At 61.4% G+C, this 13,641-nt stretch carries 12 protein-coding genes; 4 read left to right on the plus strand and 8 right to left on the minus strand.

What is annotated here, in order from left to right; genetic code table 11:
- Positions 1-112 precede the first annotated feature (112 nt).
- The 8 genes from QKW60_RS00195 to QKW60_RS00230 all read right to left on the minus strand — a co-directional run bounded on the left by QKW60_RS00195 (position 113) and on the right by QKW60_RS00230 (position 9,879).
- Entirely contained in the window at positions 113-829 is a 717-nt protein-coding gene (locus QKW60_RS00195; RefSeq protein WP_282365551.1) for an alanyl-tRNA editing protein, read from the minus strand.
- On the minus strand, positions 826-3,249 hold the full coding sequence (locus QKW60_RS00200) for a DUF3772 domain-containing protein (RefSeq protein WP_282365553.1): 2,424 nt from the start codon (positions 3,247-3,249) through the stop codon (positions 826-828). The genes QKW60_RS00195 and QKW60_RS00200 overlap by 4 nt, the downstream gene beginning before the upstream one ends.
- On the minus strand, positions 3,249-4,280 hold the full coding sequence (locus tag QKW60_RS00205; RefSeq protein ID WP_282365555.1) for a cysteine synthase A: 1,032 nt from the start codon (positions 4,278-4,280) through the stop codon (positions 3,249-3,251). Before QKW60_RS00205 ends, QKW60_RS00200 begins: the two co-directional genes overlap by 1 nt.
- A 51-nt stretch (positions 4,281-4,331) precedes the next feature.
- The gene (locus QKW60_RS00210) at positions 4,332-5,459 is read right to left on the minus strand and encodes an NUDIX domain-containing protein (RefSeq protein WP_282365556.1); all 1,128 of its coding nucleotides are present in this window, start codon (positions 5,457-5,459) and stop codon (positions 4,332-4,334) included.
- A 4-nt stretch (positions 5,460-5,463) separates the two neighbouring features.
- Entirely contained in the window at positions 5,464-5,904 is a 441-nt protein-coding gene (locus QKW60_RS00215; protein ID WP_282365558.1) for a TrgA family protein, read from the minus strand.
- The gene (locus QKW60_RS00220) at positions 5,905-7,119 is read right to left on the minus strand and encodes an SAM-dependent methyltransferase (RefSeq protein ID WP_282365560.1); all 1,215 of its coding nucleotides are present in this window, start codon (positions 7,117-7,119) and stop codon (positions 5,905-5,907) included.
- Positions 7,120-7,190: 71 nt separating this feature from the next.
- Entirely contained in the window at positions 7,191-8,591 is a 1,401-nt protein-coding gene (locus QKW60_RS00225; protein WP_282365562.1) for a cryptochrome/photolyase family protein, read from the minus strand.
- Positions 8,592-8,652: 61 nt separating this feature from the next.
- Complete coding sequence (locus QKW60_RS00230) at positions 8,653-9,879, minus strand: aminotransferase class V-fold PLP-dependent enzyme (RefSeq protein ID WP_282365564.1); 1,227 nt, start codon at positions 9,877-9,879, stop codon at positions 8,653-8,655.
- A gap of 299 nt (positions 9,880-10,178) precedes the next feature.
- Between QKW60_RS00230 and QKW60_RS00235 the strand changes: the two genes are divergently transcribed.
- The 4 genes from QKW60_RS00235 to QKW60_RS00250 all read left to right on the plus strand — a co-directional run bounded on the left by QKW60_RS00235 (position 10,179) and on the right by QKW60_RS00250 (position 13,591).
- Positions 10,179-12,011 (plus strand): BCCT family transporter, encoded by a 1,833-nt coding sequence (locus QKW60_RS00235; RefSeq protein ID WP_282365565.1) that lies wholly within the window; start codon positions 10,179-10,181, stop codon positions 12,009-12,011.
- A 187-nt stretch (positions 12,012-12,198) separates the two neighbouring features.
- Entirely contained in the window at positions 12,199-12,705 is a 507-nt protein-coding gene (locus QKW60_RS00240) for a hypothetical protein (protein ID WP_282365566.1), read from the plus strand.
- Positions 12,706-12,707: 2 nt separating this feature from the next.
- The gene (locus QKW60_RS00245) at positions 12,708-13,079 is read left to right on the plus strand and encodes a DUF1275 family protein (protein WP_263740094.1); all 372 of its coding nucleotides are present in this window, start codon (positions 12,708-12,710) and stop codon (positions 13,077-13,079) included.
- Positions 13,080-13,210: 131 nt separating this feature from the next.
- Entirely contained in the window at positions 13,211-13,591 is a 381-nt protein-coding gene (locus tag QKW60_RS00250) for a potassium channel family protein (RefSeq protein ID WP_282365568.1), read from the plus strand.
- Positions 13,592-13,641 lie beyond the last annotated feature (50 nt).

Genomic DNA, 13,641 nt, shown 5'->3' on the forward strand with positions numbered 1-13,641 from the left:
AGACGCCCTGTGGCGCTATCGTCCATCGTCGGGCAGATCGACTCAGAGGCTTGCACCGGTCGCGGATTATGCCGCGCCGCAGCGCGGCGTCAAGCGGGTATGAATGGCCGCTTCACGCTGACAATAGAAGGCTGACCCGGCGGTTTTGACGACCCTTTTTCTCGATCTTTCCAAGGCTTACCGAGCCGATTTCACCGGTCCGGGCGACATGGGTGCCGCCACAGGGTTGCAGGTCGATCTGGTCGGCGCCCTCCCCGATCCGCACCAGCCGCACCCTGCCCTGTCCCATCGGTGGTTTGACCGACATGGTCTTCACCAGACCCGGATTGGCCTCCAGCGCGGCATCGGTGATCCAGTCATCGGTGACCGGCAGGTCACGGGCGATGAGGGCGTTGAGCCTCGCTTCCAGCGCAGCGATGTCCTCAGGCGGTTCGGGCATGTCGAAATCGAGCCTGCCCTTTTCGGTGCCGATCTGACCGCCAGTGACGGGTAGCGGGATCACCACTGACAGCAGATGCAATGCGGTGTGGACCCGCATGTGCCGGTAGCGACGATCCCAGTCGAGATGCTGTGTCACATCCGCCCCGACCGGCGGCAGCACCTGCTCCGCCTCAGGCACCAGCACCACCGCACCGCCTTCGCCTTTCACCGCCGTTGCGATGGCCAGCCGCCCGCCGGACCAGTCGAGGAACCCGCCATCGCCGGGTTGGCCGCCGCCTGTCGGATAGAAAAGGCTCGCATCCACGATCAATCCACCCTGATCGGTATGGCCAATCACCCGCGCCGGGGCCTCGCGCAGATAAGCGTCGCGGAAGAGAGGATCGGTCATGCATCGTCCCCTTCGGCATCGGGATCGTTGTGGACCCCGCTCAGGTCGCTGCCATCATGGTCACGCGACGGTTCCGGTGCAGCGGGTGGCTTGGGTCGCGCTCTTTTGCGGCCGGTCAGATCCTCAGGGTTCCGGATCCACAGGTCGCGCTGCGCGAAGGGTATTTCAATCCCTTCTGCGATGAAGCGTTCGTTGATCTGGTGCAGAATTTCCGTCTGCACATCGAGCTTGAAGTTCACATCCGACAGGATGGCTCTGATCTCGAAGTTCAGACTGTCGGCGCCAAATGCCACGAACTGGACCGACGGCGCCGGATCGACCATCACCAGCGGCTGCGCCTCGGCAATCTCCATCAGGATCGCCTGTACCTTGCGGGTGTCCGTGCCGTAAGCCACGCCGACAGGAATGATCAGCCGTCCGGTCAGGTTGGTCCGCGTAAGGTTCGTCACCACGCCCGAGACGAGATCGGCATTGGGCACGATCACATCGGTGCGGTCGAACGTCTCAATCCAGGTGGATCGGACGGAGATGCCACGCACGGTGCCGAACTGGCCGTTGACCTCGATCATGTCGCCTTCCGAGATCGGCCGTTCAATCAGGAGGATGATGCCCGAGACGAAATTTGACACGATGTTCTGAAGACCGAAACCGATACCGACCGACAGCGCGCCTGCCACGATGGCCAGCGACGACATGTCGATCCCGGCGCCTGTGATCGCGACAATTGCGGCCAGAAAGATCCCGACATACCCAACGCCCGAGACAATCGCGTTCTGTACACCCTTCTCCAGATCGGTGCGGGGCAGGATGGTGGATCGCAGCGCACTTTGGGCCAGCCGCGTGACCGCATAGCCAAGGATGAAGATCACGATCAATGCGAGGATCGCGGCAGGCGAAATGCGCGTTTCGCCGATAGACACGCCCTCGCTGAACCGGGTCCATGTTTCAGAAAGGTCGGCGGTCCGCGCGCCCCAGATTAAAGCGAACAGCGGAACCGCCAGCAGCGTCAGCAGGAACCCAATCAGAACCGGTGCCAGCGCTTCTCGCCCGTCCTCTCCCTTCCGGAACGCCAGGGCGTAGATATCGGTCGAGAACCGTTGCAGCAGCAGGATCAACCCGATCAGGCCAAGTGACCCCACTGTCGGCCAGATCAGTGCATTGGCCGCCGCCACGTAACCGACGACGGCGAGAAGCGGCGCGACAACGGACACAACAACTGTGGCGGTGCCGATCAAACGCATGATCGTATTGCGGAATTCCTTCGCGCCGCCCGCACCCTCCGATGGGCGAGGGCGTAGCAACATTCCAAGTCGGAACAGAAGGACTGCAACGATACAGACCAAGGGCGCCGCCCAGACCGCCTGCGCAGCCATCGACAATGGCGGGCGCACTTCGGTGATGAAAGCGGTGCGGAAAATCTCCGCCGCCATCACCAGACCGATCAGGTTGGAATGAAACCGCGCCTCTGACGCGCGTTCAGTCAGCGGCGCATAGCTGCCTTCAATCCGGAAAAGCCAGCTGGCTATCCAGCGGGCGAAGAAAAAGACGAATGCGGCACCGGGCAGTGCGTTCACAAGCGCGCCCGAGCGGATGCCAGTCATGCCGCTCGCCTTGATGGCGAGAACGAGGAAAACCGTGCCAAGGACCGGAACGACAAACTGGCCCAGCGAAACAAGTGCGGCGGCGATGTTGCGTGCCCGCATCGACACGCCGGTCAGCAGCCGCGTCGTCATCCGCTCCATGAAGCCGGGACCACGCAGGACGAGAACGGCAGCTACCAGCAAGTAAAAAACGATGGCAGGTAAGTTGTTTTTTAGTTCTGACCGCCGCGTAGGGTTCGACCATGCCTCGGTCGTCTCGGCGCTGAGGGTCTTCATCCCCTGTTGCAGCACCGCCCAGCCAGCGGGCCAGTTCGCCGGATTGGCTGGCGACGGTGACAAACGTAGAAGCTCGGTCGCCTGTCGGGCGCGGATGCGCGCATCGATCTGCCGGATCAGACCCTCGGCCCGACTATGTGCTTCGACCGCCGTCAGACCCGGGGCCTGAAGCTTCGCCAATTGATCGTTCAACTCCGCGCGCCTTTTGGCGATTTCCGGCGCGTCGGGGGATTCCTCGGTCGGCGCGGGCCCAAGCGCCGCGATCTGATTTTTCAGCGTCTCGATCTGAGCGGCATTAATGCTTTGAGCCGCAGTAAGCATCGTTCGCCATTCGACAATGTCGGCCCGAAGCTGCTCAAGCGCGGTATTCGACGCACGGTCGTCGGCCAGCGTTTGCTCGGCCGTCTTCGCTTGCTTCTCCCACTCGTTGTAGTCGGGGGCCTGCACTTCCTGTGCGGCGGCCGGTGTCACGTAGTGGGTCACCAATGCCGGGGTGGCAACAAAAAGGCCAATCGCCAGGAGAAGGAGTCGAAGCACCTGCATCAGTCTTCAAACACGCTGGGCAGTGCCCGCGGGCCGCGGTCGAGCCACGCCGGTACCGGCAGGGATTTGGCACGCAGGAAGTCGGGATTGAAGAGCTTTGACTGATAGCGGTTGCCGTAGTCGCAGAGCATGGTGACGATCGTGTGGCCCGGACCCATCTCTTTCGCCATGCGGATCGCACCGGCAATGTTGATCCCGGTGGAGCCGCCCATGCAAAGCCCCTCCTCAGCCAGCAGATCGAAGATCACCGGCAGCGCCTCGGCATCCGGAATACGGAACGACATGTCTGGGGACAGGCCTTCAAGGTTGGCCGTGATCCGCCCCTGCCCGATCCCCTCGGTAATAGAGGACCCTTCGGCTTTCAGCTCACCCTCGGCGTAGTGACCATAGAGCGCCGAGCCTTCCGGATCGGCAAGCGCCACCTTCACGCCTTTTGGCTGCAGCGCCATGGCTACACCGGCCAGCGTACCGCCCGAGCCTACGGCACAGACAAAACCATTCACCTTGCCGTCGGTTTGTTCCCAGATTTCAGGGCCCGTCGTCTCCACATGCGCCTGCCGGTTAGCCGTATTGTCGAACTGGTTGGCCCAGATCGCGCCATTCGGTTCAGTCTTGGCAAGTTCGGCCGCCAAACGACCAGAATACTTCACATAATTGTTCGGGTTCTTGTAAGGCGCGGCGGGCACCTGCACCAGTTCCGCACCCGCGAGCCGGATCATGTCCTTCTTTTCCTGGCTCTGGGTTTCCGGGATGACGATCACCGTCCGGAACCCCATCGACGCGCCCACCAGCGCCAGACCGATGCCGGTATTCCCGGCCGTGCCTTCCACGATCGTTCCACCCGGTTTCAACAGGCCCTTGGCCACCGCGTCTCGGATGATGAACAAGGCGGCCCGGTCCTTGACGGACTGGCCGGGATTGAGGAATTCGGCCTTGCCGAGAATCTCGCAGCCCGTCAGCTCGCTGGCCTTTCTGAGGCGGATCAGAGGAGTTTGACCGACGGCATCGGCGAGGTCGCTGGATATACGCATGGTCGGTCCCTCCTGTCACTGGCCCATACCTAGGCCGGGCCGGGGCGGACCTCAAGCCCCGGCGGCGGCGCGAATGCGGTCGCGGTTGCGGTCCAGCCAATAGGCCAGTAGCGCGAGAGGCGCGGTATTGGCCTCGCCGCTCTCAACCAGTTCCATCAGCTTGGCGAAGGGAACGACATGCGCACGGATATCCTCGGCCTCGCCTTCCAGCCCGCCAATCCCGGCGACACCGTCCGGCAGGTCGGCGATACCAATAAAGGTGTAGAGGTATTCCGACATCGCAGCAGGCGACGGGTAGTAGTTCAATGCCGGGATCAGTTCGCGGATATCGAGCCCCGCCTCCTCCCGCGCCTCGCGCAACGCAGCCTCTTCCGGGCTTTCGCCACCATCGACCCGGCCCGCGACTGTCTCGATTAGCCAGGATTGCGGATCGCCGCGCCCGTGGGGACCCATGCGGAACTGTTCAACAAGAAGGACACGGTCGCGGATCGGGTCATAGGGCAGAACGACCGTCGCATCGCCCGAGATGAAGACGGCGCGATTAACCTGCGCGCTCATCGTGCCGTCGAACCGGCGAAACCGAAGGTCGCTTTCTTCAACTGCGAAATAGTTGGCATAGACCTGCCGTTTGCGAGTGACGGCTATGTCACCGGCGTCGGCCTTCCGGCGCAGCCCCGGTTGGCTCGCCTCCGCTTCCGCCCTGACACGTGACCCGCCCCGCATCAGCATCTGCGGATAGCGGGCGTGGATTGTCGCCGGATCGCCATGTCCGTAAAGCGCCATCGCATCGCGGGCGGTTGTCACGACTGTCTCACCCCAACGCTCGGCCCAATCCGCCAGCCGCCAGGGCGCGCCGGGTGTCCATTTCCCGGGATCTGGAAAATAGACGTGCGCTGAAACCGCTCCTGCCCCCTCCGCCTCGACCAGCACATCCCGGGTCTGATAGGCAAACCCGCCTTCGTAGAAATTCAGCCGGGCAACGTCCTCGGCGCTCATGTCAGCAACCACTACGCCCTCGGCGCCCTTGCCACCGGTTTCAATCATCGGAAAAGCGCGACCCGCGACCCAGAAGACCGAATGACCGGGCAGTCTGGCAGGTAGTGCCTGCACGTCACGCCCAAGAACGACACGCAAAAGCGGGCCATGGCACAAAGTGCCGTAGAAAAAGAATGTCGTCACGAAGTTATCTCCAGCGCCGCGCCGCCCATTCCGACAACGATCCGGCCAATGCGCCGCCGACGAAAAGCACGATCAGCACGTCCCAGGCGAGGAAGGTCACGAAATACTCGACCGCAAAGTCGAAAATCGCGATCACTGCCTCCATCGGCCCGGAATAGGACGGGCGGAATGCCTCGCGCAGCATTTCGTAGGTCGAGAACACAAAGAGTGCGGCGAGCGCCATGAAAAGCGCAGTCTTCATCCCCGAGCTTACGGCCATCCAGTTGCCGCGTCCGGCCTCCGGGCCCATCACCTTCCAGCCGGAAAGGGCCCCGATCAGCGCCGAAACGAGCGAGAAATATCCGAACTGCGTGCCCTCCGGCATATGCGGTTTGAACACTTCAGCGGTGAAAAACGCCACGATCGCGAAGGCGAGCGCGGCAAATAGTTTGGCTGCGGTGGGCATCTATACTGCTGGCCTCGTAACCGTGATCTGCGTTACGTCACAGTTTCCGCCGCGAAACGCGCCCGCGCAAGAGGTCAGGTAGAAATTCCACATACGTTGAAAGCGCTGATCGAATCCCATCGGCGCGATTTCGTCCCAGCGATCGTTGAAAACTTCGTACCAGCGGCGCAGTGTCTGGCTGTAACTTTCGCCAAATTCGATGGATCCGACCAGACCCAACCCGGCGCGTCTGATCTCCTCCTGTAGGGCGCTGCGCGATGGAAGCATCCCGCCCGGAAATATATATTTCTGAATAAAATCAACACCTTTACGGTATATCTCAAAGCGCTTTTCCTGCAGGGTAATGATCTGCAGTGTCGCGTTGGCGCCGGGTTTCAGTCTCTCGTGCAGAGTGTGAAAATAGACCGGCCAATACTTTTCGCCGACGGCCTCGAACATTTCGATGGAGGCGATCCCGTCATAGATCCCGGTCTCGTCCCTGTAATCCTGAAGCCTCAGGTCAACCCTGTCGTTCAACCCGGCTTTGGCAATCCGGGCCCGGGCGAAATCAAGCTGCGCCTGCGAAATTGTCAGTCCGGTGACCCGCAGACCCCGCTCCTTTGCCGCATATTCGGCAAATCCGCCCCAGCCGCAGCCGATCTCCAGCACATGGTCGCCGGGCTTCGCGCCCATCTGGTCAATGAGCGAGGCGTATTTGGCCTGCTGCGCGGCTTCAAGGCTTTCCTGACCCGTGCGGAACAGTGCCGAGGAATAGGTCATCGTCCCGTCCAGCCATTTGGCGTAGAAGTCATTCCCCAGATCGTAGTGATAGGCGATGTTCTTCTTGGCCTGACGCCGCGAATTGGCCCGCAAAAGATGCCGCATCCGTTCATACGCGCGGACCAACCCCATGCCGGGGAAGCCGTCATAAATCTCGTTATTGTCGTTGTGGACGAGGTCCATGAAAGCCTGCAGGTCGGGAGAGGACCATCCGCCCTCCAGATAGGCATCGCAAAAGCCCAGATCACCTTCGCGGATCAGTCGGGCAAAGATATCGTCGTCGTGAACCTGGATTTCTCCGACGGGTCCCCTCCCCTTGCCCTCCGCGCGGAAGCGGCGACCGTCGGCCAGAACGAAATCCAGCCGGCCGTTTTTGAGTTCACAGGCAATACGAAAGACTTGCGCGAAATAGCGCGGCAGGCCGGATTGGCCGTCGGTGGTTGTCAATACCTCCATCGGGTCCTCCCGCGCCAACTATATCCCCGTCACGACACGCGACAAGACGGTCATCTTGCAGATGCAGAATTCTACCGGCGGTAGGCGGCAAGCGCCCGTTCACGCGCTGCTTTCAGATCGACAATCGGGCCCGGATACGGGGCATCCGCCAACAGCTGCCATGACCTCGGCACTGCGTCGAAATAGGCTCGTGCTGTAGCAGGCGGGTTCGACTGCCCTTCGGCGATGTATGCAGCACGATACGCGCCATCAGCATCGAATTTCGAAGCCTGTGTCGCGGGGTTGAAAATGCGGAAGAACGGCGCCGCATCGGGCCCTGATCCCGCCACCCATTGCCAGCCCATTGCATTCGACGCCGGATCCCAGTCAATCAGGCAGTCGGCAAACCATTTCAGGCCCACACGCCAATCCGTCAAAAGATGCTTGGTCAGATATGAGGCCGCGATCATCCGCGCGCGGTTGCGCATCCGTCCGGTGACATACATCTCGCGCATCGCGGCATCGACGAAGGGTTCGCCTGTCCGACCGCGCCGCCAGCGTTCGGCATCCGCATTGTCGTCGCGCCACGGGAACCCGTCCCAATCTGAGCGCCAGTTGGCTCGATCCATATCGGGAAAATGGTACATCAGGTGCCACGCGAAATCGCGCCAGGCGAGTTCGGAGAGGAACTTCTCGGCACCCGGCACGCCATTTTCATGCGCGGCGAAACCGGCCTGCCAGACGGACCGCGCCGAAATCTCGCCCCAGGCGAGGTTCTCCGATAGGCCAGAGGTCGCATCCAAGGCGGGATAGTCGCGGTCCTCAGCGTATCTGCAAAGCCGCTCCGCAATGAACCGGTCGAGCCGTCGTCGTGCCGCCGCCTCGCCGATCACCGCATGCGGCGCGACAATCGTCGCCCCCCGGTTCATGGCGGCCCCCATGGCCCAGTCGTCCAACCTTTCGCTGCGCGGCCATTCGGCAGGCACGACAAGCCGTGCCGGGACAGAAACTGGCGGAGCCACCTCCCTACCCCTGATCGCGCGCCAGAACGGCGTGAAAACCTTGTAGGGTCCGCCCGTCGCCGTCGCCACGTCCCAGGGTTCGAAAAGAACCGCGCCGGAAAAGCTTCGAACCTCCAGCCCTGCATCCTTCAGTACCGCCTTGACCTCCCGGTCGCGGGCGATGCCGTCACGGTCATAGACCCGCTGCCAGTAGACCGCTGTCGCTTTCGTCTCACCGACAAGGTCCTTCAGCACATCCAGCGCCTTCCCCCGCCGCAGGATCAGGCGTGACCCGGCATCCTTCAATGCCCCTGCAAAAACACTAAGCCCTTCGCCCAGACGCCATCTGGGCGCTGCGCCCATCGCTTCGACGGTCTCGTCATGGATGAAGAGCGGAATGACGGGGCCCCGCGCGGAGGCGGCGCTCAGCGCCACGTGATCGGCCAATCGAAGATCACGGCGAAACCAGACGATTACGGGCGCTTTCGTCATATTACCCTTCTTCTGTTCCCAAATACTTCGGGGGTCCGGAGGCAGCGCCCCGGCTTCTGCCTCAAAGCACCTTGTCCAGCGCCGCAATCAGCCGGGTGACATCCTCCGCGCTCGTATAGTGCACCATCGACAGCCGCAGGACCCCGCGGTCCAGATCAATCCCCATCGCTGTCAACGGGCGCACGGCATAGAAGTCACCGGCCCAGCAGTTGATACCGTGATCGGCAAGTGCTGCCGAAACCGGTTCGGCCTCGCGGTCCAGTGCAACCGCGACCGTTGGCGCCCGTCGCGCGGCATCACGCGGCCCGATCAGGCAGAGATCATTGCGGGCGCCGAGATAGTCCAGAAGCGGCTGGCAGACCGCCACCTCCTGCGCGCGCATCACATCATGCACCTGTGCTGCGCGCTTTGCGGCATCCGGTTCCGGTGCAAAGTGATGGGCGTGCAGCGCGTCGAAATAATCCGCAATCCCGGCCGAAGCTGCGACCTGCGCGTGATCGGGACCTGCCGGAGTGAAACGCTTGTACAGCGTGTCGCCGTTGAAATAGTGCCCCTGATTGGGCAGGCGCATGCCCAGATCCTCGCGGATCACCATGATCCCCTGATGCGGCCCGTAAACCTTGTAAGCCGAGAAGAGATAAATGTCCGTCCCGAGCTCGGCCACGTTGGGCAGGCCGTGGGGCGCATAGCTGACACCGTCCACGCAGGTCACCGCGCCGGCCGCATGCACCATTGCGACGACATCCGCGACCGGGTTGATCTCGGCCACGACGTTCGAGCAATGCGGGAAGCACACGAGCCGCACCCTGCCGTCGGCCAGAAGGGGCGCGAGTCGTGCCGGGTCAAGATGACCGGTGACCGGGTCGATTTTCCATTCGCGGATGTCGACGCCCTCATCCCCCAGACGCCGCCAGGGACCGGAATTGGCTTCGTGATCCTGATCCGTGACGACAATCGCCTCGCCCGGCTTCAGATAGCGTCGGAAGGCCTGGGCCAGAACATAGGTGTTCTGCGTTGTCGAGGGGCCGAAGCTGACCTCATCCGTCTTAACCCCCATCATTGCTGCCAGCCGCGCCCGTGCCTCGTCCATCTCAGCCCCGCCCGCCGATGAGGCGGCGTATGGCCCATAGGGTTGCACCTTGCGCTCTCGGTAGAACCGCGTCAGGCGGTCGATCACCGGCTGGCAGGCGTAGGACCCACCAGCATTTTCAAAAAACGCACGGTCGGCCAGATCGGGCACCGAAAAGGCCGGAAAACGGGCGCGTACAAAACCAAGATCAAGCTGCATCAGTCTCCTCCGGAAGGCATGACCGGACCCTGACGGCAGGTCACGATTTTCGCAATGCCAATCCTCGACGCCAGAGTCAGAATGTCGACACATCTTGTGGTTGCCGGCGCGCTCGACGTCGGTACAATCGTCGTTTTCGTCGCTTTGGCCAACGCCGAGTGTCGTTTTTCGCCCATCCCGGACCGCCGTTTTGGTCCAACTGGACCTGTCAGGGGGGAAAGGACAGCCGCGACCGGATTACAGCCGGGGTGGCCGACCTGAACGTTCCTGTCGGGAAAACGACATGAACAGGACACAGCATGCATATCAAACCACCGTTTACCGAGATCGAGATCAAGAGGGCGACTTCCGGCTTTTATGAAGGCCACAGCATGGAAATCGCGCTGGTCTCGAAGATCTCGATGGCGCTCCTCGTCATCTGGGCACTGGTCTGGCCGGCGAACGCAAATGGCGTTCTGGGCAGCCTGAACTGGCGTCTTCTTGAAGACTTCAACGCCTTCTACATCGTCATTGTAGGCTTCTTCGCCTTCTTCCTCTTTGTCGTCGCGGCACTGCCGCAGACCGGCAGAAGGATCATGGGCACACCCGGTGAAGCGCCTGAGTTTTCCAATTTTTCATGGTTTTCCATGATGTTCGGCGCCGGTCTTGGTGTTGGCCTCATGGTCTTCGCCACGGCTGAACCGCTCGGCCTCTGGGGCTCAAACCCGGAGATCCTGAAGGGCGGCATCGCGGGCAACAGCGCTGACTCGCTGCAGTCTGGCTATCGCTATACCTTCCTACACTACGGGTTCCACGCCTGGGCAATCTACGTCGTCACGGGCCTCAGCCTTGCCTATTATGCCTACACACGGAACATGCCGCTTACGATCCGGTCGGCTCTGACGCCGCTCTTTGGTAAATATGTCAACGGCGTTTTCGGTCATGTGGTCGACATTCTCGGCGTTGTCGCCACCATCCTCGGCGTTTCGGTCACAATCGGCTTCGGCGTCAGCCAGTTCATCGATGGTCTTTACGCTATCACCGGTGCGGAATGGATGATGGACATGACCGGCGAAGCGCCTGCTCCGGGCACGGTCGGCCTGATCGCGGGTCTGGTCGCAATCATGGGCATGTCAATCATCTCGGCGGTCTCGGGTGTCGGACGTGGGGTCAAATACCTCTCGAACCTCAACCTCGTCCTGTCGATCATCCTGCTCATGGTCTTCGTGATCTTCGGGTCGTTCCTCTTTGCGATGACGACCTATGGGACGGCGCTGGTTGACTACATCCTGCACTTCACCCAACTCAGCTTCGGCCCGCATCTGCCGATGTCAGAGGCCGAGTTTGCGGCCGCGCTTCCGGCGGAGGCGGCCCCGCTGGCCGACAGCCTCTATTCCGGCGCGACCAATGCCTGGGGTTCGTTCGAGGCGTTCCAGGGTGGACTTGAAGGCGACGCCGCTGCACTGTCTCCGGAAGTCCAGCAAGCGGCTTATGCCGCAGGCACCGAAGGCCGTCTATTTGGCTGGCAGGCTGGCTGGACGACCTTCTACTGGGCCTGGTGGATCGCGTTCTCGCCCTTCGTGGGTCTCTTCCTTGCCCGCATCTCCAAGGGCCGCACGGTACGCGAATTCATCGTCGGCTGCGTCTTTGCTCCGGCCATGGTCTGCTTTGCCTGGATGACCATCCTCGGCGGCACAGCGATCGACCTTGAACTGTCCGGCGCGGCCGAAGGCTCGATCATCGCGGCCTCCAACACGGCGAAACTGTTCGTCACGCTGGGCGAAATGATCTCGGGCGGGTTCCTGTCGGCGATCACCATCATGTGCGTCGTCCTGATCATGACCTTCCTCGTCACCTCGGCGGACAGTGGCATCCTCGTGATGAACACGATCATGTCGGGCGGCGATCAGGAGACTGACAACAAGCACAAGATCATCTGGGGCGTCATCCTCACGCTGGTGATCGGCACGTTGCTGATTGCGGGCAAGACCAATGGCGGGGCTGACCCGATGGAGGCGCTGAAAAGCGCGATGATCATCGGCGCCCTTCCCTTTACCATGGTCATGGGCCTGATGTGCGTCTCGCTTGCCAAGGCGCTCTACCGCGACGGGCTGCGCGACAAGCACCGGACGGCGACGTCGGCGGCCGAATAAGCCCGGCCAACTTCGAACCACGACAACGGCGCCGTTCGCGGCGCCGTTTTTTTTCAATATGCCGGTTTCCCCGAGTACGGCGCCTTACAAGGTCACTGCCGCGCCAAACATGACAGCGAGGGCAAGCCGTGCTACATTACCTGAGATTGAAGATTTCATTGCTAAGTTCTGTATTTGGAGCAAATAGATGCCACATCTGTCGCAACAGACTTTGGCCGCTATGGCTGCCGCATTCCTGGCCATGGCCCAGCCACTTGCCGCGCAGGACCTTACCGGCAAGCTGATCGAACCGAGCCAGACGGCGCCGATCCGGGACACGCCGCCCTCCGGCTTCTGGCGCACTCTCGGCACGCAGATCGGCGAAACCTCGGTCGGCACGGAGTACTACATCCTGGACCAGTTCGACATGCAAAGCAGTGTCGGCGCCTCCCAGACCTGGATTCAGGTCGCGCCTGTTGATCCGTCAACAGATGAGGTCGATCCGGGCAAGGCGGGCTGGGTTTATTTCGGTGAAAATGCCAGCAGCCAAAGCGGAAACTTCGAACAGAGCGGTTCTGACGCAAACCGCAGCATGAATTTCGAGCCCGGCGAAGCTGTCACGACACGCAGCCTGTCGGTCACGCCCGAGGACGATACAGGTGCCGCGCCCGACGGCACGCGCTCCATCATTATTCTCAGCCCCGAGGAGAACTGACCATGGAACCGGCCTTTTTCGACATGACGGTCAAGCTTCTGGCGCTGGCCTATCTCGTCCCGTTCATCGCCTTCCTGTTCGGAGTGGTGATCTGCGATCAGCTCAAGCTGCATTCGATGCACAAGCGTAAGCATCTGTGGCTCGTTTCCGCACCGGTGGCGATGTTCACGGTGGGAATGATGGTCTCCTCCACCAAGATCAAGAGCGCCCATGACGACGTGATCACCTATCAATACGCCCATGTGACCGAGTTCGACCAGTATCTGATGTTTTTGGCGATCACGATCTTCCTGGGCACAATGGCGCCGACAACCTTTGACCGGCTGCGCGACAAATTGGCCAAGACCGGGCCGGGCGGGATGGCGGCAGAGTAACGGCGGCGGACGGAGGCCGGAACCTGTACTAGCGGGTGCAGCCTGAAATCAACTTGCACCATCATCGGCTGGAACCGGTGAACTGAATTCGCTAGTACAGGTGCTGAAGGCCGCCATCCGGAGACAGGTAAGTGATTTCATTCATCCTGACGTTGTTTCGCTTGGTCAAGGCGCTCGTTCGCGGCTTGCGCGATCCCGAGTTTCGGGCGGTCGTGATACTTGCCCTGCTGCTCATTCTGTCGGGTGGCCTGTTTTACAAGTGGGCAGAAGGCTGGACATTTCTGGACGCGATCTATTTCTCGGTGATCACGCTATCCACGGTCGGTTACGGCGACCTGTATCCGGTCACGCCGATCGGCAAGGTGTTCACAATCATATATATCCTCGTCGGTATCGGCGTCTTCGTGACCCTCGTAACGCTCATGGCAAAAACGCTATTGTCGGATCCAAAAATCGACAGCAAAGGCGATAGCAGAGACGTGGGCAAGTCACCTGATGACAAGACCGGGTAATCGCGCCTTGCATCCTATCTGCATTCGACTATAAGGCCGCATCCTTCCGC

Origin of the sequence: Albidovulum aestuarii (assembly GCF_029961185.1) — a bacterium.
GTDB classification, from domain to species: Bacteria; Pseudomonadota; Alphaproteobacteria; order Rhodobacterales; family Rhodobacteraceae; genus Albidovulum; species Albidovulum aestuarii.